Raw genomic sequence first — 16,678 nt, 5'->3', positions numbered from 1 at the left:
TTGCATGAATGAACAGGCATTGCACTGGGATGACCTGCGCGTGGTACAGGCCATCGCCGAGATGGGTACGCTCTCCGGCGCCGGGCGTCGGCTGGGGGCCAGCCATGCCACGGTCTTTCGGCGGCTGAACGCCATCGAACAGCGCCTGGGCGTGGCGCTGTTCGAGCGTTCGCGTACGGGTTACGCGCCGACGCCGGCGGGGGAGGACCTGGCGGCTACTGCGGCCCGTGTGGCGGCCGAGGTACATGGCGCCGAGCGGCGCGTGGCGGGACGCGACCTGCGCCTCTCCGGCAGCATCCGTGTGACCACCACCGATACGCTGCTGATGGGACTGCTGTCGCCAATCTTCGCCGACTTCCAGCGCGCCCACCCCAAGATCGTCCTCGAGGTGGCGGTCTCCAATCAGCTGTTCAATCTCTCTCAACGTGATGCCGATGTGGCGGTGCGGCCCTCGCTGTCGCCGCCCGAACACCTGGTGGGGCGGCGGGTCGGACGCATCGCCCAGGCGGTCTACGTCCGCGCCGGTACCGCTACCGATGCCTGGGTGGGGCCGGATCGACACCTAGGCTATCTCGCACTAGACACATGGATGGCCGAGAACGGCGCGAACGAGCATTGCCGTTATCGCGTCGATACCATGTTCGGCATGCTGGCGGCCGCCCGCGACGGGCTCGGCCGCGCCGTGCTGCCCTGCTACCTGGCCGACGCCGAACCGTCGCTCGTGCGCCTTGGGGAACCGATTGACGAACTCGCCACTGACTTGTGGTTGCTGACCCACCCCGACCTGCGCCGGGTGGCGCGCATCCGTGCCTTCATGGCCTTCGTCGCCGAGGCGGTACAGGCAAGCCAGGTGCGGCTGTCGGGGCAGGGCGATAGCCGCGCCTGAGAAGTTACCGTACCTGTTCGTCGGCGGCCAGCCGCTGCATGATCTCACGGGTCGCCTCGTCGGCAGGGAAGAACGACTCGATGGCGAGCTCCTCCAGCGTCACGTCGAGTGGGGTGCCGAATACCGTAGTGGTACTCAGCAGCGTTAGGACGCTGCCATCCGGCAGGGCCAGCTCGAGCGGCACGGCGATCCCGGCGTATTGTGCGCGTGAAGTCGGGTGGTGGGGGCGAGCGCCGATGGGCACGGGAAAGCTGCGCAGCTCGTCGGCCAGGTCGGCCAGGGAGCCATCGGGCATGCTTTCGCTCTGACGGGCCAGGCGCTCGAGTATGTGCGCCCGCCATTCGCGGAAATTGAGTATGCGCGAGGCGAGCCCTCGCGGGTGGAGGCTCAGGCGCAGCACATTGACGGGGGGCTCGAGCAGCGCCGGGTCGACGCCCTCGAGCAACAGGCCGAGCGGGCGATTGGCGGCGACGAGCGACCAGTGGCGATCCACGGCCAGCGCCGGGTAGGGCGCATGAGCATCCAGCAACTGGTCGACCACGCGGCGTACCGTGGCCAGCTCCGGCGTATCCAGCGCACGTTCGCCGTAGGCCGGGGCCAGGCCGGCGGCGAGAAACAGCCGGTTGCGCTCGCGCAGGGGGATGGCCAGTTGCTCCGCCAGGCGCAGCAGCATCTCGCGGCTGGGAGAGGCGCGTCCGGATTCGAGAAAGCTCAGGTGGCGCTGGGATATGTCGGCGTCCGCGGCGAGTGCCAACTGGCTCAGCCGGCGCCGCTGGCGCCAATGGCGCAGTAATTCTCCAACGCTGGGTGTCGGTGTCTGGGTCGTCATGCTGGCACGATACCTCCGCTCGGTAAGTGTGGCTATTACCTCACGGGTAATCGCCACGACGACGAACCGGGGCGATGATCGATGGCGAACCCACCACAAGAGGAAAGCGCCATGCCCGCCTACGCCATCGCCCGCCTGCAGGACGTCACCATGGGGCCGGAGATCGTCGAATACCTGCAGCACATCGACGCCACCCTGGCACCCTACAGGGGCAAGTACGTCGTCCACGGCGGCAAGACCGAAGTGCTGGAAGGCAGCTGGCAGGGCGATACGATCGTGCTCGGCTTTCCCGACATGGAGAGTGCCCGCGCCTGGTATCGCTCCGACGCCTACCGGCGCATCATGCCGCTGCGCACCGCCAATGCCGTGGGCGATGTCATCCTGGTGGAAGGCGTCGAGGAATGGCACCGGGGCGTCGACATTCTCGGCTGAGAACACGTTTCGTGCCGGTAGGCCGGTCGTGATACCGGCAAATCTTGACTGGCTATTCGCCATGGCTTCTCCGACAGTAACGGCGTATGGAGCCCGCCGCGCTAGCGGCGGGAGAACTACATCGCTTGTCGAGGGAACGAGAAATGAAAAGGCGTTTCGCCACGTTGTTGGGGTCGCTGGCTATCGTCCTGGCGGGTTGTGCCAGCATGGAGAGTCCGATGCATGATGAGCCACTGGAGAACACCTATTGGAAGCTGATCCGAGTCGGCGATGTCACTGCCGAGGCGGTGGACAACCAGCGCGAGGCGCATTTCGTGCTGCACGCCGAGGAGAACCGCCTGGCGGGCTCCACCGGCTGCAACCGCCTGGCAGGCAGCTACCGGTTGGAGAACGACTCCCTGCGCTTCGGCCCCTTGGTCACCACGCGTATGGCTTGCCTGGAGGGCGCCGAGACCGAGCAGGTTTTTCTTGGCGCACTCGAAGCAGCGACGACTTGGCAGATTGAAGGCCAGGCGCTGACTCTTGAGGATGCGGACGGCGAAACCGTGGCGCACTTCGAGGCGGTGCATCTTTACTGAGGGGCTCAGGCTCCTTATGGAAGAAGCTCCGTCATCCCGACCCGACGATCGAGCGCACGAAATCCCTCTTGGCCTGGGTATAGGCTTCGCGGTCCGCTTGGTGACGGGAAGCCAGTTCGCGCTTGAGAACGGCGTAGCGAGTGGCCTGGATCGGATCGGCGCGCAAGGCATCACGAAAGGCCAGCCGCTGGTGCCACAGCTCGCCGTCGTGAACCACCACGTGCAGGTGATGGGTTCGCCGGCCATGGGCGTGGCGCATGAACCAGCGTCGGTCGGTCAGGCTGGCGTTGAATACGGCGGAGGTCACGTAGCCGTGAGCTAGAATGGGCTCGAACAGGGAGTCGGCCACGGCCATGGAAGCGACGCCGGCCATGACGTCGATGATGGGTTTGGCCGACATGCCCGGTATCGCGGTGCTGCCGATATGCTGCACGTCGATCAGGCTTTCAGGGAAGCCTTCCTGCAAGCGGCGACACTCGGCGTCGAAGCGTATGGGCCAGCGGGGGTCGTAATCTACCAACTCGACCCGCTCATCAATGGCGAGGCGCAGGGATTCCGCTTCCGTCATGTGGCGCTCCTTGGCGAGTTGTCTACGCCGTCGAACCCGCTTGTTGATCGACCTTTTGCCAGCGACGCCATTCGCTGTTAATTTGACGAAACAGAAGAACCAAGAACAGGAGAGCGGGACATGGATTCAGCCGTCAACAGTATCGTCAGCCAGGCGTTGGTCATGCAACAGGCCCAAACCGCCCAGCAGGCGCAGATGCAGGTCTTCAAGCAGGCCCTGGACATGCAGAAGGATCAGGTGACCGCTCTGTTGGAGTCGGCTTCGCTGCAGCCGCAGCTCGCCAGCGACGGCTCGCTGGGGACATTGGTCAACACCTACGCCTGAAGCCCTCTTCAAGCAATCATTTCCGCGCCCCTGTCCAGGGGCGTTTACTTTTGCCCGTCTCGATGGCGTGCCGCTTAACAGCGGGCACGTCATGCCTCGTACTCGTCATGGCGTCGGTTCCACACGTAGGGCGGCGTCTGCGGCCAGCCTTGCGGTGAATCCTCCCAGCTTTCCTGTCGGCCGTAAGGCGTCAGGTCCAGATAGGTCCACAGGCTGCCCAGGTACTCAACGCCTCGCTTGCCGGTGGCGTAGGTACGAAACACCCGTTCGCCATCGTGCAGGAAAACACTGATACCGTGGCGCTCGCCGCGGTCCGCATCAGGGGCATCGCAACAGGTCGTCGCGCCCATGTCTCGGTTGAAATCGCTGCCTTGGGACGAGTACCACGTCGGGTGTTGCCAGCCCATGCGCTGGCGGTAGCGCTCAAGCTTCTCTCGCGGCGCCCGCGAGACCAGCGCCAGCGTGGTGTCGCGGGCATGCAGGTGCGCGGGATGAGTCATGGCATCGACCACCCACGAGCAGCCGTCACAGCCGGCCTCCCAATCGGGGCCGAACATGAAGTGGTAGACGATCAACTGGCGCCGACCTTCGAAGAGATCGACCAGGGTGACCGGGCCCTTCGGCCCTTCGAAGACGTAATCCGGGCGCACCTCGACCATCGGCAGCCGCCGGCGAGCGGCGTTCAGTCTATCGCGCTCGCGCGTGTGGGCCTTCTCGCGGGCGATCTGTGATTCGAGAGCGGCCTGCCACTCCGCTTGGGAAACGATGGGCGGCAGGGCGATTGGGGGCGTCATTGTCGCGTCTCCACAGAAGCTCGGGCCAGGTTGAGCTGCCACGACACGCCGAAGCGGTCATTGAGCCAGGCGAAGCGTTCGCTGAAGCCGTAGTCGTCTGGTGGCATCAGCGTCTCACCCTGTTCCGATAGCTGCTCGAGTAGGCGCTCGAACTCCTCACGGCTGTCGCACTCGACGAACAACGATATCGAAGGGGTGAACGTGAAAGGGTGCGCTATGTGGCTGTCGATACAAGTATAGCGCCGACCCGCCAGGGTGAATTCGGCCTGCTTGATGCTGCCTTCCCTATCCGGTGCTTCGGGGCCATAACGCTCGAGCCGGACGATGTCGGAATCGTCGAACAGCGAGACATAGAAGTGCATGGCCTGCTCGGCATTGCCTTCGAACATCAGTTGCGGGGTGACATGATGCGGCATCGGTACTCCTCCTCCAGGCGTTCGAACGTGGGCCAGAAAGGGGCAGGGCGGTAGCTCTGCAGCACGTCCTCGAGAATGGTGAGATGGGTATGCCAGCCGCTGGCCACGGTGATCCGGGTGTCGTCATCGGCGAGGCGGCGGTGCGTCACGACCAGGCGCACCTGATCGCCGGCCTCGCTGAGTTCGAAGGTGACCTCCGAAGGGGCTTCGTCGCCACCGCCCCAGGTCCAGGTGAGCACGTGGGGTGGCTCGTAGCGCAGCACCTTGTGATACGTCGTGAAGCTGCCATCGTAGTGACGAAATCGCTCGGTTGGCGGCGTTCTGTCGGGCGTCAGCGCGGTGTTGTGGAAGCGTAGAGCGAAGGAGGCGCCCTGGCGGGCTTCCATGGCACCGGGGGCGAGCCACAGGCCACGCTTGTCGGATTCGGTGAGATAGGCCCAGACCCGCTCGATGGGCCCCGGCAACAGGCGCTCGAAGCGGATGCTGTCCTCGGCGATTGGCCGGCCGTAATCAGCGTCGTCCATCCGCTTTTTCCTCCTTTGGTGACGTGCCATCAAGTTCCGCCTTCAGGGCCGCTTCCAGCGCATTTAAGCGCTGGCTCCAGAAACCTTCGTAGAAGCTTAGCCACCGCTCCGCCTCAACCAGCGGCTCCGGCTGCAGCCGGCAGTAATGGGCGCGCCCTTCGATACGTCGCTTTACCAGCCCCGCCTGCTCCAGCACGCGCACATGCTTGGAAACGGCAGCCAGCGAGATGTCGAACGGCTCGGCCAACTCGCCGACCTTGCACTCGCCGGCCGTCAGTCGTTGGAGCAGGGCGCGTCGGGTCGGATCGGCCAGGGCGTGGAAGATCCGGTCCAGGTGTGTTTCGTTATGTTCAACCATATGGTTTAAATAGTGGCTCCATGCCTCTTTGTCAACCAAGTGGTTGAGAGAAAAGTCGGCGTGCCATTCGGCATCGTGAATGGCTATGAGCACGATAGAAATTTGTTTCCTTTACCTGAGGTTAGCTTGAGGTATTAGCCTGCGTTTCAAGCTCACTCCTAGGGCATTCACTAAGGCTCTAGGCCACTCGGTACAGGAGAGTTCATCATGCAGGCTGAAACGATTGACCATCCACTCCATGAATCGGCCCGGTGGGAGACTCCGGCGCTCGATCTCGAGGCTTACCTGGCACGTGTCGGTTATCGGGGCGACCTGACTCCCAGCCTGGAGACATTGAAGGCCCTCCAGCAGGCGCATCTCGCCGCGGTGCCGTTCGAGAATCTTGAAATCATTACCGGTGGCGAAATACGCCTCGACCTGGAAAGCCTTCAGGACAAGTTGGTACGGCGCCGGAGCGGCGGTTATTGCCATGAGCAAAACATACTGTTTGCTACAGTGCTGGATCGGCTTGGTTTCGACGTCGAGGGCCGTAGCGCAAGAATGCTGATGGGCGACGACGAGCGTGTGGTCACCCCGCTCGGCCATACGATGCTGGTGGTGAAAGTGGCTGGCCGCGACTGGCTGATCGATGTCGGGGTAGGCAACATCGGACCGCGAGAGCCAATTCTGCTCGAGGCCGGTAACGAGGTGAGTCACGGCCCGTGGGAGTATCGCCTGGAGCGCTCTCCGCTGGGGTATTGGCTGCTGCGCCATCGGCGGCACGGTGACTGGTTCAATCTTTACCAGTTCAGCGACGAGCCCTACTACCGTGCCGACTTCGCCGAATACAATTACCTAGTGTCACATCATCCTGCGTCCCCTTTCGTGCGGCGAATCGTGGCTCAGCACAATGGCGCTGAGTTACGTCTTGCGCTGACCGATCTGGAGTTGAAGGTCTTCCGGCCGGGTAGCGAGCCGGAGCTGCATCAGATCGCTGCCGGTGAACTGGCCGGCGTGCTGCATGAGCGGTTCGGGCTGAAACTGACACCGGAGCAGGAGAGCATCCTGCTCCGGCGAGCCGAGACGCTCGCTGAGACTTCCTCCGAAGGTGAACAGCTTGGGACCTGAGGGGGCTAACGTCGGCGCCTCTGCTGCGCCGCCTTGCGTATCGCCCGGCGCTGCTCCAGCGCCTGTTCCGCATCTTCCTTCAGCGGCAGGCGCGAGGCCCACAGGATGTCATCGCGGCAGTGGCCCATGTCTTCGAGCATATGGTCATCGTAGGCCAGCAGGTGCAGGAAGCGTCGGCGGAATTGCCGGCGAAACCGGTAGGTCTGCCACCAGCGCTCGATGGCGCGGATCAGTCCCAGGGGCGGCATAGCCGGCATGTAGAAATCGGGCTCGGGTTCCGGCGCGTCGCGTCGCTCGACGGGCTCGATTCGATGCAGCGGTTCGTACTGGCTCATCTCTCACCTCCTGATGGCGAAAGCGACCGGCGCCGCCGCCGCTTTCGCCATTGCTCTGCCTGAGTGACGTTCGAGACCGCCGTCCCCTCGCGAGAGATAGGAAGCTTCGATCTCGATCTTAGAAGGAGGATGGAACGAGCCTTTTGATCAATCCAACGAAAAGGTCTACATTGAGTTTTAAATAAAACTGAACGGTAAGGCCATGACACAACACGCCGAACTATCGAGCGCCCCCCTCTCGTTGCCGCTGCTGGACAGCGACGTGCTGCGTACCTTCGTGGCCATTGCCGAATGCGGCAGCTTTACTCGCGCGGCGCGCCAGGTGTTCCGTACTCCATCGGCGCTCAGCATGCAGATCAAGCGTTTGGAGGAGACTCTCGGGCAGGCGCTGTTCGTGCGTGAAGCCCGTCAGGTGCGACTGACGCCGGAGGGGGAGGTGCTGCTGGGCTACGGGCGAAGGTTGCTCAAGCTCAACGAAGAGGCGGTGACCCAGTTCCTGGCGCCCAAGCTGGAGGGGCGGGTAGCCTTCGGCACCACCGACGACGTGGGCACGCGCATCCTGCCCAGCGTGCTGGCGCAGTTCGCACGCTCGCATCCGGCGGTGCAGGTCGATGTGGTGGTGGGCAGTAGCCGCGAGATGCTCGCGCGCCTGGATGCCGGCGAGCTCGATCTGGTGCTGCTCACGGCCGGCAATCCCGGGCAGGAGCCGCGTGGCGAGATCGTCCACAGCGAACCACTGGTGTGGGTCGGGCGTGAAGGCGGCATTGCTGCCCAGCGTTCCCCGCTGCCGGTGGCCTTGGCGCATCAAGGCTGTGCCTGGCGGGGCATGGCGCTTGACGCTCTGGGCCGTGCCGGGGTGAGTTACCGTATCGCTTACTCCTGTGAGCACTGTGCCGGTCAGGAGGCCGCCATGCTCGCCGATCTGGCGGTCGCGCCATTTCCCGTGAGCCTGGTCCGCCCGCCGCTGCGACGCATCGATCCGAGCCTGCTGCCGCCGCTCGGCGAGTACCAGCTGGCGATAGTCAAGCGGGGCGGTATCGGCCAGGCTTGCGAGGCCTTGGCGGGCCATGTGATGGCCGCGTTTGGCGACCTTTCACCGCAACACGTACGCAAGGATACCGCATGATCAAACTGCACCACTGCGTCGGGGCGCGCTCGTTTCGTCCGCTATGGATGCTCGAAGAGCTGGACGTGCCCTACGCGCTGACGATGCATCCTTTCCCGCCCCGTGTGCATGACGAGGCTTTCCTGGAGATCAATCCGCTGGGAACGGTACCCGCCTTCATCGACGGCGAGGCGCGCATGACGGAGTCGGCGGCCATCTGCGAGTACCTCGCATGGCGTTACCCCGAAGCGGGCCTGGGCGTGGCCCCTGTCGAGCCGGACTATGCCGCCTACTTGAATCTCCTGCACTTCGGCGAGGCGACCCTGACCTTTCCGCAGACTTTGGTGCTGCGCTACACCCACTTCGAACCGACGGAGCGGCGACAGCCGCAAGTGGCCGAAGACTATACCCGCTGGTTCCTGTCGCGGCTGCGCACGCTTGAACCGCTGTTGTCGCAGCGGGCATACCTGTGTGGACGCTTCACCGCCGCCGATATCTCGGTGGGATATGCACTGCTGCTGGCGGAGTCTCTCGGGCTGGACGAGCGTTTCAAGCCGGCGGTGGCGGACTACTGGCAGCGCCTGAAGTCGCGTGAAGGGTATCGGCGCGCGCTCGAGGCGGAGCATGCCGCGGCGCTGGCGCAAGGGGTTTCGCCGACGCCGGCACCGGCCACACGCTGATCCGCGTATCGGGCCGACTGGCTAGTCGTCGGCGGGTCGATACAGCAGGAAGTGCTCGGTTTCGCCGGTTTGAACGAACTGACTGGCCCAACTGGGCATTACGCTGCGGTCATGAAAAAAGAGAGCACCGTTGGTACGGTCGGGCAGCTCCTGGTTGAGTGCCCTGCGAGCGACTCTCCTGGCGACCTCGAACGCTTCCTCTTCGACCACGGTGTCGGCACGTCCATCGCACCACCAAGAGAACTGGCAGGGGGGGCGTTCGGTTCCTTCTTTTACCACCTCGCAGACCGAGTCGGGGAAGGCCTCGTGGGCGAGCCGGTTCATCACCACGTTGGCAACGGCTTCCTTTTCCGTTTCGGACTTGCCCTTGGCCTCCCAGTAGAGCGTGCGCGACAGGCAGGTCAGCGGATCGTCGAGCGGTGCTTCGCCGGCAGGGTCGATGGCCCGTGCTTCGCCGGCCGTCAGCGGACCGCTCTCGGGCACCTCGCCCTGGCGGGCGGCTTGCTCCAGCTCTCCCGCCTTGTCGACGGCGGCTTCCGCCGACCGTTCCGGCTCGGCAACGGCTGACGGGCTGTTCAGCAGCAGTGCCAGCAGGCAGGCGGCTATCCCAAGATGACGCATGGGCGGCTCCGTGTCTCGCTCCCCCGCTCGTTGAGCCAGCGTGCCTGGGGAGATGAAAAGGGTGGCAGAGCCGTAGCAGGCCTTTCAACGCGCCGTGCCTGTCGCGGTCGGTTGTGTGTTGCGTCAGCTGTGCTCCTCGCGCAGGCGATTGAGCTGGCGCTTGATCTCGGCACGCTCGAGAATCAGCAGATCGAGCAGTTGATCCTGCTGCTGACGAGTGAGTCCCTCGTCACTCATCATGCTGTCGAGCAACGATTCGATGTCCGTCTCATGCGGAGTGGAGGAAATGGGGGCGGTGCGGGGAAGTAGTGACACGAACATGGCGCGTTCTCCTGCGTGAGATCCTTGGCGACATTAGCCATAACGAGAATGCCCGGATCCATTTGGGCTTATTGTTTTTCCTAGCGTGGTCACTTGGCTGAGTAGCGTCAACTCCGATTCGACCGAAACCGTGCCGTAACGTGCTTCTGTGGTGACTTTCGACTTCCAGCAATTGGTCTTGGTGCGAGAGTATTACAATTCAATTCGAGTTCTTGCTACTTTGGTAATTATTTTTTTGCATTTGTTAGGGAGCTCTGCGTTTGATCTCTTGCAGCGGTGGTCTGGCTTCGCCTGGAGTAATGGCTGTCGAGCGCAAACACACTTATCACTTTACGCTGGCTTGAGGCCGGTAGAAAAAGAAGGCATCGGTCTCGGTGGTGAGTTGGAACTCATGTGCCCAGTCGGGCATTACGCTGCGGTCATGAAAATAGAGAGCGCCATCGGTCTTGTCGGGTAATTGCCGGTTGAGCGCTCGCCGCGCCACCTCCTTGGTGATTTCGTAGGCGTTGCCTTCGACGACTTCATCGGGGCGTCCGTCGCACCACCAGGAGAACTGGCACGGGCTCCGTTCGGAGCCCTGCTTGACTACTTCACAGATGGTATTGGGAAAATCCTCATGGGCCAGTCGGTTCATGACGACGCTGGCCACCGATTCCATGTCGAGGCCAAGGGTGCCTTTCGCTTCCCAGTAGATGGTGCGTGCCAGGCAAGTCAGCGGATCATTCAGTGGATTGGTGCCAGCAGGGTCGACTACCTGAGCTTCCTGCCGAGTAATCGGCTCGGCCAAGGCACTCGCCTCCTTGTCGGGTGCAACGACTTGCTCCAAAACTTCGGCCTTGATGATGATGACTTTCTCCTCGGATTCCGGTTCGGCGAAGGCGAGAGGCGCCAACAGCAGGGCGGAAAGGAGGTAGCCGGCTACCCTGGAATGGCGCATGAAGAGAACCTTTTCGTATCGTTATAGTGGGTTCCATTTCGTAACTCGATGCGTTGCGTAACGTTAAAAGTAAAGCGTCAGCGCGCCATGTCCAGTGGGTATCTCTTAGCAAGGCCAGTGCCGTAAAGTCCTCTCGATTTGTGTCTTAAAACGTGTCACTCGTTCGGCTGACAAGCTTTCGCTGCCGTAGATTGACAGCATTCGAAGACGGCAGCCCGGGGCGCAAGTCCGTACAATGGCGGTCTTCAACACGCGCTTTACCGGCTGCCACAGCACCAGCCGGTCGACCCACCAGGGCGAGCCCAGAGACGTGACGACGAGCATGTGCTTGAGCCTGTCCAGCCTCGGCGCGATCGGACCTAGGTCGTCAGCATGATCGTAGGCGATGCCAGGCGCCCAGACGCGATCGAACCAGCCCTTGAGAATGGCAGGAAAACCGAACCACCAGGTGGGAAAAACCAGCACGATCGCCTCCGCCGATTGCAGCCGCTCAGTCTCGGCGCTGACCCGTTCGGCGTCGTAACGGATGTAGTAGCTGCGCCTTTCGGCGGCGGTCAGGGCCGGTTCGAAAGCCTGGGCGTACAAGTCCTCGAGTTCCACGCTATGCCCAGCACGCTCAAGCACTTCGACGACATGCTCCGTTAGGGAAGAACACAGGCTTTCGTCCAAGGGGTGGGCCTTGACCACCAGGCACTTCATCGTGCGTTTCCTCTCGCTTCCTCAGCATCGCCTGGCAGAATGGCCACGGTGTGTCGTTCGGTGTCGTACAAGAGCAGAGCTTCCCGAGTGTCGTCGAGCGAGGCGACAAGCTCGCCCTGATGATTCCAGGCTGCCGAGCGTCCCGCGCCCGCATCGCCGTCGCAGGGGCCCAGGCAATTGGCGAGCAGCACCGTCATGACGTGCTCGCGGGCAATGGCGGCATAGTGCGCATGGGCGGCCTCCATGCCGCCGGCTTGTTTAGCCACGCTGGCTAGGTATATCTGCGCGCCGAGGCCTGCGGCTGCTGAGGCATGCTCGGGTTGCAGCGATTCATAGCAGATGGCCGGCACGATGCGCCGACCGTCGGCTTCGAAGACCAGCGACCGTTCTCCAGCGCTGAAGTAGGGCAGCTCGTCGGTATGCAACATCTGCTTGGCATACGCCTGACGCGCTGCATGCGGCTGGAACAGCACCATGCCGATGCGCGGTTTGTCGGGCGTGACCAGCGGCAGCCCCGCGGCGATTGCGATGCCGTGGGCGTCGCTGAGCTGCTGCAGAGCGTCCAGCCGGGCATCGTCCGGATGGGTGGCCAGTCGCTTCGCCAGCGAGGGCGCGTAGCCGGTCAATGAAAGTTCGGGGAAGACGGCCAGCCCTGCCCCATGCGACACGGCCAGCGCGACGCACTCCGCGTGCCGAGCCACGTTGCGTTCGATATCGCCCGTTATGGAGGCGCACTGCACGGCACAGAGTTTCATCGCTTGTCTTCCTTCCGTTCGGTTCCGCCAAACGCTTATATTATTCGCGGGATCGGTTTCTATACAGGGCGCCGGTCCTCTTCTTTAGCTCTCTGATCCTCTCCAGTGGTCGCCCATCGATGGCCGCGAGTCCCACCCCAATCAGCCCCATGCCGGCAAGGTGTCGAGGTTCCAGCCGTTCGCCCAGGAAGAGCGTGCCAAGCAGAATGGCGCTGATCGGTATCAGGAAGGTTACCAGTAGCAGATTGGTGGCCCCTGCAGTGGCCAGCAGGCGAAAGTAGACGATATACGCCAGCATGGTGGACAACAGGGCCAGGCCGAGCAGCGCCGACCAGGTTTCGAGCCCCGGCCAGGGAGGCTCCCAGAAGCGTTCCTCCATCAGGGCCAGGGGCATCAGCACCGTGGCCGATGCCGTGACCTGTCCGCAAGCAGTGATCATGGGTGAGCAGCCAAGCGTGCGGAAGCGACGCCCGAATACACCGGCGAAAGCATAGGAAAGGGCACCTGCCAGCACTGCGATCTGAGCCCATGAGCGGTTGCTCGTTCCTGCCTGAATATCCGCACCGAGCATGAAGGCAACCCCGGCAAAGCCGATCAGGACGCCGGCGACGCGACCCGAGGTCAGAGGCTCGTCGCGAGTTAGGTAGTGCGCCACGACGACGGTGAAGAGGGGCGTGGTGGCATTGAGAATCGACGCCAGGCCGCTGGTGATATGTCCCTGGCCCCAGGCGATAAGGCTGAATGGGATCATGTTGTTGAGCAGGCCCATGGCGAAGAAAGCTGCCCAGAGCGCCGGATCGCGCGGCATGCGCTTGCCCAGCAGTATGATCAGCGCATTCAGCGCCAACGCCGCCAGCCCCACACGCAACGCCACGATGGTAAGCGGCCCCAACTCCTTTACGGCCACCCCCACGAAGAAGAATGAGCCGCCCCACAGCAGAGACAGCGTCACCAGGAGCAGCCACTCAAACGGGCCCATGGTTCGATGGATCGTATTCATCTGCAGCGCTCGGATAGGGAATGAGATTCCAACCTAGAGCGGCGCAGGGCGTGGAAAACTCCGTTTCTTGCGAATGAAGTCGGCTTCGAGGCCAGCACCACGGCGCTGACCCTGTTCATGATACCCTTGTTGTGGGTAGCAGCTCGGTACGGGTCCAAGTCGGCGAAACGGTAGGCAGACAGCATGCCATCGCGTATCTCCTCTCCACCGACCTGATCCAGACGCCAAGTGGCCCGCGCCCGCACCAGCCGCTCATGCATCACGGAGCGCTAACCTTCCTGCTGCATCTTCTCGCGTCTTGCCACTTCCGCCGCAGTGGGCGGGTCCATGGCGAAATCGCCGGTCTTCACCGCGCCGTCGCGTACATACTTCGCGATCACGATACCGTTGGGTGACACGCGATTGGCCGCGAGTTCGAATGCTGCCGGCTTTGCGCCATCGTCGAACAGCTTCTTGCCTTTTCCCAGCACGACGGGGCAGATGAAAAGATTGATCTCGTCGACCAGATCGTTCGCGAGCAGCGAGTGGATCAGCTCGGTGCTGCCTTGGGTGACGAGCGCCGGACCGTCGTCCTGCTTCAGCTTGGCGACATCCGCCACCGCATCGTGGAGGGCTACCGAGTCCTTCCAGGTCAGCTCCAGGCCCTTTCGTGTCGCCACGTATTTATTGATCGAATTGAAGGTCTTGGCGATGGAATCGTCCGGCCCTTCCTCGGCATACGGCCAGTGCGCGGCGAAGATCTCATATGTCTTGCGGCCGAGCAGCAGGTCGAACGGCTGGCCGAACAGCTTGTCGATCTCTTCTCCGAATACCTCGTCCACCAGCGGCGCGACCCAGCCGCCGTAGCGGAAACCACAGGTCGGATCTTCCTGCGGCCCGCCGGGTGCCTGCATGACACCATCCAGTGACACCATCGCGCCAACGATCACTTTTCGCATGAGCTCATCCTCCTGGTTTGCTTTGCATCCAGTCGTCGAATGAGGTGCTGCGAAATCGACGGGGCGGCAAAGCAACGACCTCGTCAACAGGGCCGGTCTCTGGTTAGATGGCTTTGGTGACATTCGTCGCGGACGACATCCATTCTCCATCGACAACCCGGAGCCCATCATGTCTCGTGCTATCGAAATCCCCGCTGCCGACGGCACCATGGACGCTCATGTCTTCACGCCAGGGGGCACCGATCGCCCCCTTCCCGCCGTGGTGGTGTTTACTGATATCGGAGGTCTGCGCCCCTGCTATCACGAAAAAGCCCAGCAGATCGCGGACAATGGCTATGCCGTGTTGATGCCCAACATCTACTACCGCGATGCGAGCGGCCACGTCGTGCCGGAAGGCAAGTCGTTCCGCGACCCGGACGTGCGACCGACGCTGGTCGAGTATGCCGGCCGCCTCACGCCCGAAGCGCAATCCCGCGACTTCGCCGCCCTGTTGGACTGCATCGATAACGAGGGTGAGTTCGCGGAGGGAAAGATAGGCGTGGTGGGCTACTGCATGACCGCGACCTTCGCACTGCGGATGGCGTCCGAGTACCCAGACCGCGTCGCCGCTGCGGCGGGTTTCCACTCGGCCCGGTTGGCGGAAGCCGACGATCCGAACAGTCCCGTGCCCGTAGTTGGCACCATTAAGGGGCGCGTCTATTTCGGCCACGCCGACAAGGACGAGCTGCTGCCCCCCGAGCAGATTGCCCGCATGGACGAAGCGCTGGCCGCAGCTGGCGTGCACTTCACCACCGAGCTCTACAAGGGCGCCGCCCACGGCTTCACGGCCAAGGACGCCCCCTCCTACGATGCCGCCGCCGATGCCCTGCATCACAAACGAATCGCCATGCTGCTGGAAGAGACGCTGTAACGGGAGCGCGTCCTTCATCCCGGCGGTCCCGCTGTACAGGGCCGCGATGTCGTGAGAAAACCCGCCTTGGGCGAGGGCTAAGGGAGCCTGTTCCTGATTACTAACTTAAGGCTTCTTTTCGGCCACAGAGAGCACTGCTGAGGGTAGGCCGCGCCATACATCAAAACATTTTCTCCCCAGGTAGCTCGGATGCTTGCCCGATCCAGTTCGCCATGAGTTCCTCGTCCAGCGGATCGTCCTCATGGATATGGAAATAGCGGGTATTCGGAACCTTTGACTCGCCAGGCGGCATTGGGTGCAACGAAGCGCCATTGAGGAACGTCACCTTGATGTACTTCGTGAAGCAATGGAAGGCGAGAAACCAGCCCTGGCCCTCGATGCCGTAGAAGGGCGTGTTCCATCTCACGGCCTTGCGCACATCGGGCACGGTCTGGACGATAAGCGCGTCGAGGCGGCGCCCGACTTCGCTCTTCCAGCCCGGCATGGCCGCGATGTAGGCTTGGACCGGGGCATCGCCATCGGCCTTGGCGATCTGAGGGTTGCCGCCCGAGAGGAGAGCGGGCTCCTTGTCGGAACCTTTCATAGGCTTGGAAGCCTTCGCGGCGGTTTGTTTGGTTTCTTTTTTCATGATGACCTGTAAGCGTTCATTCCAGCGTCTGCCTTGTGGTCGAATCACCCAGTTGCTTCCACGTTACCTCGAATGAAATCACGTAGCGTGGTCGTCCCGCGTTCAGGGCGGTCCGGCCATTCGGCCTTGTCGTCTACAACCGTACCCGTCATGCAAGCATAGGACTTCGCGGCTTCTTGCGAGAAACCGAACTGCAAGAATGTCTTCTCCCAATCTTCGCGCGGGATAGTTTCGACCTCGACCGTAATGCCGAGCGCCTCAGCGAACGCGTCGGCCACGTCGCGTGGAGAGTAACGCTCCGGCCCTTCCACAAAGTGAAGTCCGGTTTCGTGTGCCGATTCCATAAGTCGGCGCGCGGCCGCCTCGCCCAGGTCCTGTGGTGCGACCATCGGAAAGGCGAAATCGGCCGGAAAGAAGCTCGTCAGCGTGCCGTGCTTACGCACGGTGTCGAGCATCCCGAGCCAATTGCTCATGTAGTAGGCGCCACGATTAATTGCCGTAGGGATGGATTGGGCACCAAGCTTTTCCTCGAATTCGTAGAGCACGGTGAGATCGCCGCATCGCTCCCCAGGGCGTGCGCCGTAGGTGGATGCGGCAGCTATCTTCTGCAATCCCGACCCGTCCAGGGCTTCAACGATAGCCGTGACGCTCGCCCGCTCTTCGGTGTCAGTGTCGCCGGAAGGCGCGGCGGGGGGATTGAGTAGGAAAGCGCGCGTGCCGGTGCGGAACACATCACGCAAACCTGTGATGTCATGGATGTCGACGACAGCGATACGGGCACCTGCGTCCCTCAAGTCCGAGCCGTGTGAGGCATCGCGCGTGACGACGGTGACTGGCTCGCCGCGTTTCAGCAGCGCACGGGCCGTCGCTGATCCACCCTGGCCGGTTCCTCCAAGAATGATGTGCAAGCCTGTTCTCCTTCCTCTCAACTGG

Annotated in this window: 25 protein-coding genes; 8 read left to right on the top strand and 17 right to left on the bottom strand. The window is 62.8% G+C overall.

What is annotated here, in order from left to right:
- Positions 1-4: 4 nt before the first annotated feature.
- A complete protein-coding gene (locus tag CYJ07_RS06715) occupies positions 5-886 on the top strand; it encodes a LysR family transcriptional regulator (RefSeq protein WP_104202900.1) in 882 nt (293 codons plus the stop codon).
- A 4-nt stretch (positions 887-890) separates the two neighbouring features.
- Here CYJ07_RS06715 and CYJ07_RS06710 read toward each other — a convergent pair whose 3' ends face one another.
- On the bottom strand, positions 891-1,715 hold the full coding sequence (locus CYJ07_RS06710; RefSeq protein WP_104202899.1) for a helix-turn-helix domain-containing protein: 825 nt from the start codon (positions 1,713-1,715) through the stop codon (positions 891-893).
- Positions 1,716-1,826: 111 nt separating this feature from the next.
- On the opposite strand from CYJ07_RS06710, the gene CYJ07_RS06705 reads away from it, so the two are divergent.
- Complete coding sequence (locus tag CYJ07_RS06705; RefSeq protein ID WP_104202898.1) at positions 1,827-2,147, top strand: DUF1330 domain-containing protein; 321 nt, start codon at positions 1,827-1,829, stop codon at positions 2,145-2,147.
- Between the two features lie 143 nt (positions 2,148-2,290).
- On the top strand, positions 2,291-2,725 hold the full coding sequence (locus CYJ07_RS06700) for an META domain-containing protein (RefSeq protein WP_197038273.1): 435 nt from the start codon (positions 2,291-2,293) through the stop codon (positions 2,723-2,725).
- 31 nt (positions 2,726-2,756) lie between these two features.
- On the opposite strand, the gene CYJ07_RS06695 is transcribed toward CYJ07_RS06700, so the two are convergent.
- Positions 2,757-3,293: a GrpB family protein gene (locus tag CYJ07_RS06695; protein WP_104202896.1), complete on the bottom strand. Its 537-nt coding sequence runs from the start codon at positions 3,291-3,293 to the stop codon at positions 2,757-2,759.
- A 120-nt stretch (positions 3,294-3,413) separates the two neighbouring features.
- On the opposite strand from CYJ07_RS06695, the gene CYJ07_RS06690 reads away from it, so the two are divergent.
- On the top strand, positions 3,414-3,617 hold the full coding sequence (locus CYJ07_RS06690; RefSeq protein ID WP_104202895.1) for a putative motility protein: 204 nt from the start codon (positions 3,414-3,416) through the stop codon (positions 3,615-3,617).
- Positions 3,618-3,706: 89 nt separating this feature from the next.
- Here the strand turns inward: CYJ07_RS06690 and CYJ07_RS06685 are convergent, their stop codons facing one another.
- From CYJ07_RS06685 to CYJ07_RS06670, 4 genes are read right to left on the bottom strand one after another with little or no spacing between them, the layout of a single operon-like run.
- Positions 3,707-4,411 carry a DUF899 domain-containing protein gene (locus tag CYJ07_RS06685; protein WP_197038272.1) on the bottom strand — a complete coding sequence of 235 codons (705 nt, stop codon included), beginning with the start codon at positions 4,409-4,411 and terminating at the stop codon, positions 3,707-3,709.
- Positions 4,408-4,827, bottom strand: coding sequence for a VOC family protein (locus CYJ07_RS06680; protein WP_104202894.1), 420 nt, complete (start codon positions 4,825-4,827; stop codon positions 4,408-4,410). Before CYJ07_RS06680 ends, CYJ07_RS06685 begins: the two co-directional genes overlap by 4 nt.
- Complete coding sequence (locus CYJ07_RS06675; protein WP_104202893.1) at positions 4,800-5,351, bottom strand: SRPBCC family protein; 552 nt, start codon at positions 5,349-5,351, stop codon at positions 4,800-4,802. The genes CYJ07_RS06680 and CYJ07_RS06675 overlap by 28 nt, the downstream gene beginning before the upstream one ends.
- Positions 5,338-5,802 carry an ArsR/SmtB family transcription factor gene (locus tag CYJ07_RS06670; protein ID WP_231489558.1) on the bottom strand — a complete coding sequence of 155 codons (465 nt, stop codon included), beginning with the start codon at positions 5,800-5,802 and terminating at the stop codon, positions 5,338-5,340. The genes CYJ07_RS06675 and CYJ07_RS06670 overlap by 14 nt, the downstream gene beginning before the upstream one ends.
- A gap of 114 nt (positions 5,803-5,916) precedes the next feature.
- Between CYJ07_RS06670 and CYJ07_RS06665 the strand changes: the two genes are divergently transcribed.
- Complete coding sequence (locus tag CYJ07_RS06665; protein WP_104202891.1) at positions 5,917-6,816, top strand: arylamine N-acetyltransferase family protein; 900 nt, start codon at positions 5,917-5,919, stop codon at positions 6,814-6,816.
- 5 nt (positions 6,817-6,821) lie between these two features.
- Here the strand turns inward: CYJ07_RS06665 and CYJ07_RS06660 are convergent, their stop codons facing one another.
- Positions 6,822-7,151, bottom strand: coding sequence for a hypothetical protein (locus CYJ07_RS06660; protein ID WP_104202890.1), 330 nt, complete (start codon positions 7,149-7,151; stop codon positions 6,822-6,824).
- Positions 7,152-7,353: 202 nt separating this feature from the next.
- Between CYJ07_RS06660 and CYJ07_RS06655 the strand changes: the two genes are divergently transcribed.
- Positions 7,354-8,277 carry a LysR family transcriptional regulator gene (locus tag CYJ07_RS06655; RefSeq protein WP_104202889.1) on the top strand — a complete coding sequence of 308 codons (924 nt, stop codon included), beginning with the start codon at positions 7,354-7,356 and terminating at the stop codon, positions 8,275-8,277.
- On the top strand, positions 8,274-8,936 hold the full coding sequence (locus CYJ07_RS06650; protein ID WP_104202888.1) for a glutathione S-transferase family protein: 663 nt from the start codon (positions 8,274-8,276) through the stop codon (positions 8,934-8,936). The genes CYJ07_RS06655 and CYJ07_RS06650 overlap by 4 nt, the downstream gene beginning before the upstream one ends.
- Positions 8,937-8,957: 21 nt before the next feature.
- Here CYJ07_RS06650 and CYJ07_RS06645 read toward each other — a convergent pair whose 3' ends face one another.
- The 8 genes from CYJ07_RS06645 to CYJ07_RS06610 form a co-directional block, all read right to left on the bottom strand.
- Entirely contained in the window at positions 8,958-9,557 is a 600-nt protein-coding gene (locus tag CYJ07_RS06645; RefSeq protein ID WP_104202887.1) for a cell wall hydrolase, read from the bottom strand.
- Positions 9,558-9,680: 123 nt separating this feature from the next.
- On the bottom strand, positions 9,681-9,878 hold the full coding sequence (locus CYJ07_RS06640) for a hypothetical protein (protein WP_104202886.1): 198 nt from the start codon (positions 9,876-9,878) through the stop codon (positions 9,681-9,683).
- Between the two features lie 325 nt (positions 9,879-10,203).
- A complete protein-coding gene (locus CYJ07_RS06635; RefSeq protein WP_104202885.1) occupies positions 10,204-10,815 on the bottom strand; it encodes a cell wall hydrolase in 612 nt (203 codons plus the stop codon).
- Between the two features lie 105 nt (positions 10,816-10,920).
- Positions 10,921-11,514, bottom strand: coding sequence for an NAD(P)H-dependent oxidoreductase (locus CYJ07_RS06630; protein ID WP_104202884.1), 594 nt, complete (start codon positions 11,512-11,514; stop codon positions 10,921-10,923).
- Entirely contained in the window at positions 11,511-12,269 is a 759-nt protein-coding gene (locus CYJ07_RS06625; protein WP_104202883.1) for a carbon-nitrogen hydrolase family protein, read from the bottom strand. The genes CYJ07_RS06630 and CYJ07_RS06625 overlap by 4 nt, the downstream gene beginning before the upstream one ends.
- A gap of 40 nt (positions 12,270-12,309) precedes the next feature.
- On the bottom strand, positions 12,310-13,269 hold the full coding sequence (locus CYJ07_RS06620; protein WP_197038271.1) for a DMT family transporter: 960 nt from the start codon (positions 13,267-13,269) through the stop codon (positions 12,310-12,312).
- Entirely contained in the window at positions 13,266-13,529 is a 264-nt protein-coding gene (locus CYJ07_RS20565; RefSeq protein ID WP_269320536.1) for a hypothetical protein, read from the bottom strand. The genes CYJ07_RS06620 and CYJ07_RS20565 overlap by 4 nt, the downstream gene beginning before the upstream one ends.
- A 9-nt stretch (positions 13,530-13,538) precedes the next feature.
- Positions 13,539-14,207: a dihydrofolate reductase family protein gene (locus tag CYJ07_RS06610; RefSeq protein ID WP_104202882.1), complete on the bottom strand. Its 669-nt coding sequence runs from the start codon at positions 14,205-14,207 to the stop codon at positions 13,539-13,541.
- Positions 14,208-14,376: 169 nt separating this feature from the next.
- Here CYJ07_RS06610 and CYJ07_RS06605 point away from each other — a divergent pair, with 169 nt between their 5' ends.
- The gene (locus CYJ07_RS06605) at positions 14,377-15,117 is read left to right on the top strand and encodes a dienelactone hydrolase family protein (RefSeq protein ID WP_104202881.1); all 741 of its coding nucleotides are present in this window, start codon (positions 14,377-14,379) and stop codon (positions 15,115-15,117) included.
- A 160-nt stretch (positions 15,118-15,277) separates the two neighbouring features.
- On the opposite strand, the gene CYJ07_RS06600 is transcribed toward CYJ07_RS06605, so the two are convergent.
- Positions 15,278-15,793 carry a DUF1801 domain-containing protein gene (locus tag CYJ07_RS06600; protein WP_197038270.1) on the bottom strand — a complete coding sequence of 172 codons (516 nt, stop codon included), beginning with the start codon at positions 15,791-15,793 and terminating at the stop codon, positions 15,278-15,280.
- Complete coding sequence (locus tag CYJ07_RS06595) at positions 15,790-16,653, bottom strand: NmrA family NAD(P)-binding protein (RefSeq protein ID WP_104202879.1); 864 nt, start codon at positions 16,651-16,653, stop codon at positions 15,790-15,792. The genes CYJ07_RS06600 and CYJ07_RS06595 overlap by 4 nt, the downstream gene beginning before the upstream one ends.
- Positions 16,654-16,678 lie beyond the last annotated feature (25 nt).

Origin of the sequence: Billgrantia saliphila, assembly GCF_002930105.1 — a bacterium.
Classification (GTDB): domain Bacteria; phylum Pseudomonadota; class Gammaproteobacteria; order Pseudomonadales; family Halomonadaceae; genus Halomonas; species Halomonas saliphila.
This window is presented reverse-complemented; position numbering and strand designations above follow the sequence as displayed.

What these genes read in the sequence shown, in the direction of transcription:
- CYJ07_RS06715 (WP_104202900.1), top strand. Translation starts at nt 5, where the DNA reads ATGAATGAACAGGCATTGCACTGGGATGACCTGCGCGTGGTACAGGCC.
- CYJ07_RS06710 (WP_104202899.1), bottom strand. Translation starts at nt 1,715, where the DNA reads ATGACGACCCAGACACCGACACCCAGCGTTGGAGAATTACTGCGCCAT.
- CYJ07_RS06705 (WP_104202898.1), top strand. Translation starts at nt 1,827, where the DNA reads ATGCCCGCCTACGCCATCGCCCGCCTGCAGGACGTCACCATGGGGCCG.
- CYJ07_RS06700 (WP_197038273.1), top strand. Translation starts at nt 2,291, where the DNA reads ATGAAAAGGCGTTTCGCCACGTTGTTGGGGTCGCTGGCTATCGTCCTG.
- CYJ07_RS06695 (WP_104202896.1), bottom strand. Translation starts at nt 3,293, where the DNA reads ATGACGGAAGCGGAATCCCTGCGCCTCGCCATTGATGAGCGGGTCGAG.
- CYJ07_RS06690 (WP_104202895.1), top strand. Translation starts at nt 3,414, where the DNA reads ATGGATTCAGCCGTCAACAGTATCGTCAGCCAGGCGTTGGTCATGCAA.
- CYJ07_RS06685 (WP_197038272.1), bottom strand. Translation starts at nt 4,411, where the DNA reads ATGACGCCCCCAATCGCCCTGCCGCCCATCGTTTCCCAAGCGGAGTGG.
- CYJ07_RS06680 (WP_104202894.1), bottom strand. Translation starts at nt 4,827, where the DNA reads ATGCCGCATCATGTCACCCCGCAACTGATGTTCGAAGGCAATGCCGAG.
- CYJ07_RS06675 (WP_104202893.1), bottom strand. Translation starts at nt 5,351, where the DNA reads ATGGACGACGCTGATTACGGCCGGCCAATCGCCGAGGACAGCATCCGC.
- CYJ07_RS06665 (WP_104202891.1), top strand. Translation starts at nt 5,917, where the DNA reads ATGCAGGCTGAAACGATTGACCATCCACTCCATGAATCGGCCCGGTGG.
- CYJ07_RS06660 (WP_104202890.1), bottom strand. Translation starts at nt 7,151, where the DNA reads ATGAGCCAGTACGAACCGCTGCATCGAATCGAGCCCGTCGAGCGACGC.
- CYJ07_RS06655 (WP_104202889.1), top strand. Translation starts at nt 7,354, where the DNA reads ATGACACAACACGCCGAACTATCGAGCGCCCCCCTCTCGTTGCCGCTG.
- CYJ07_RS06650 (WP_104202888.1), top strand. Translation starts at nt 8,274, where the DNA reads ATGATCAAACTGCACCACTGCGTCGGGGCGCGCTCGTTTCGTCCGCTA.
- CYJ07_RS06645 (WP_104202887.1), bottom strand. Translation starts at nt 9,557, where the DNA reads ATGCGTCATCTTGGGATAGCCGCCTGCCTGCTGGCACTGCTGCTGAAC.
- CYJ07_RS06640 (WP_104202886.1), bottom strand. Translation starts at nt 9,878, where the DNA reads ATGTTCGTGTCACTACTTCCCCGCACCGCCCCCATTTCCTCCACTCCG.
- CYJ07_RS06635 (WP_104202885.1), bottom strand. Translation starts at nt 10,815, where the DNA reads ATGCGCCATTCCAGGGTAGCCGGCTACCTCCTTTCCGCCCTGCTGTTG.
- CYJ07_RS06630 (WP_104202884.1), bottom strand. Translation starts at nt 11,514, where the DNA reads ATGAAGTGCCTGGTGGTCAAGGCCCACCCCTTGGACGAAAGCCTGTGT.
- CYJ07_RS06625 (WP_104202883.1), bottom strand. Translation starts at nt 12,269, where the DNA reads ATGAAACTCTGTGCCGTGCAGTGCGCCTCCATAACGGGCGATATCGAA.
- CYJ07_RS06620 (WP_197038271.1), bottom strand. Translation starts at nt 13,269, where the DNA reads ATGAATACGATCCATCGAACCATGGGCCCGTTTGAGTGGCTGCTCCTG.
- CYJ07_RS20565 (WP_269320536.1), bottom strand. Translation starts at nt 13,529, where the DNA reads ATGCATGAGCGGCTGGTGCGGGCGCGGGCCACTTGGCGTCTGGATCAG.
- CYJ07_RS06610 (WP_104202882.1), bottom strand. Translation starts at nt 14,207, where the DNA reads ATGCGAAAAGTGATCGTTGGCGCGATGGTGTCACTGGATGGTGTCATG.
- CYJ07_RS06605 (WP_104202881.1), top strand. Translation starts at nt 14,377, where the DNA reads ATGTCTCGTGCTATCGAAATCCCCGCTGCCGACGGCACCATGGACGCT.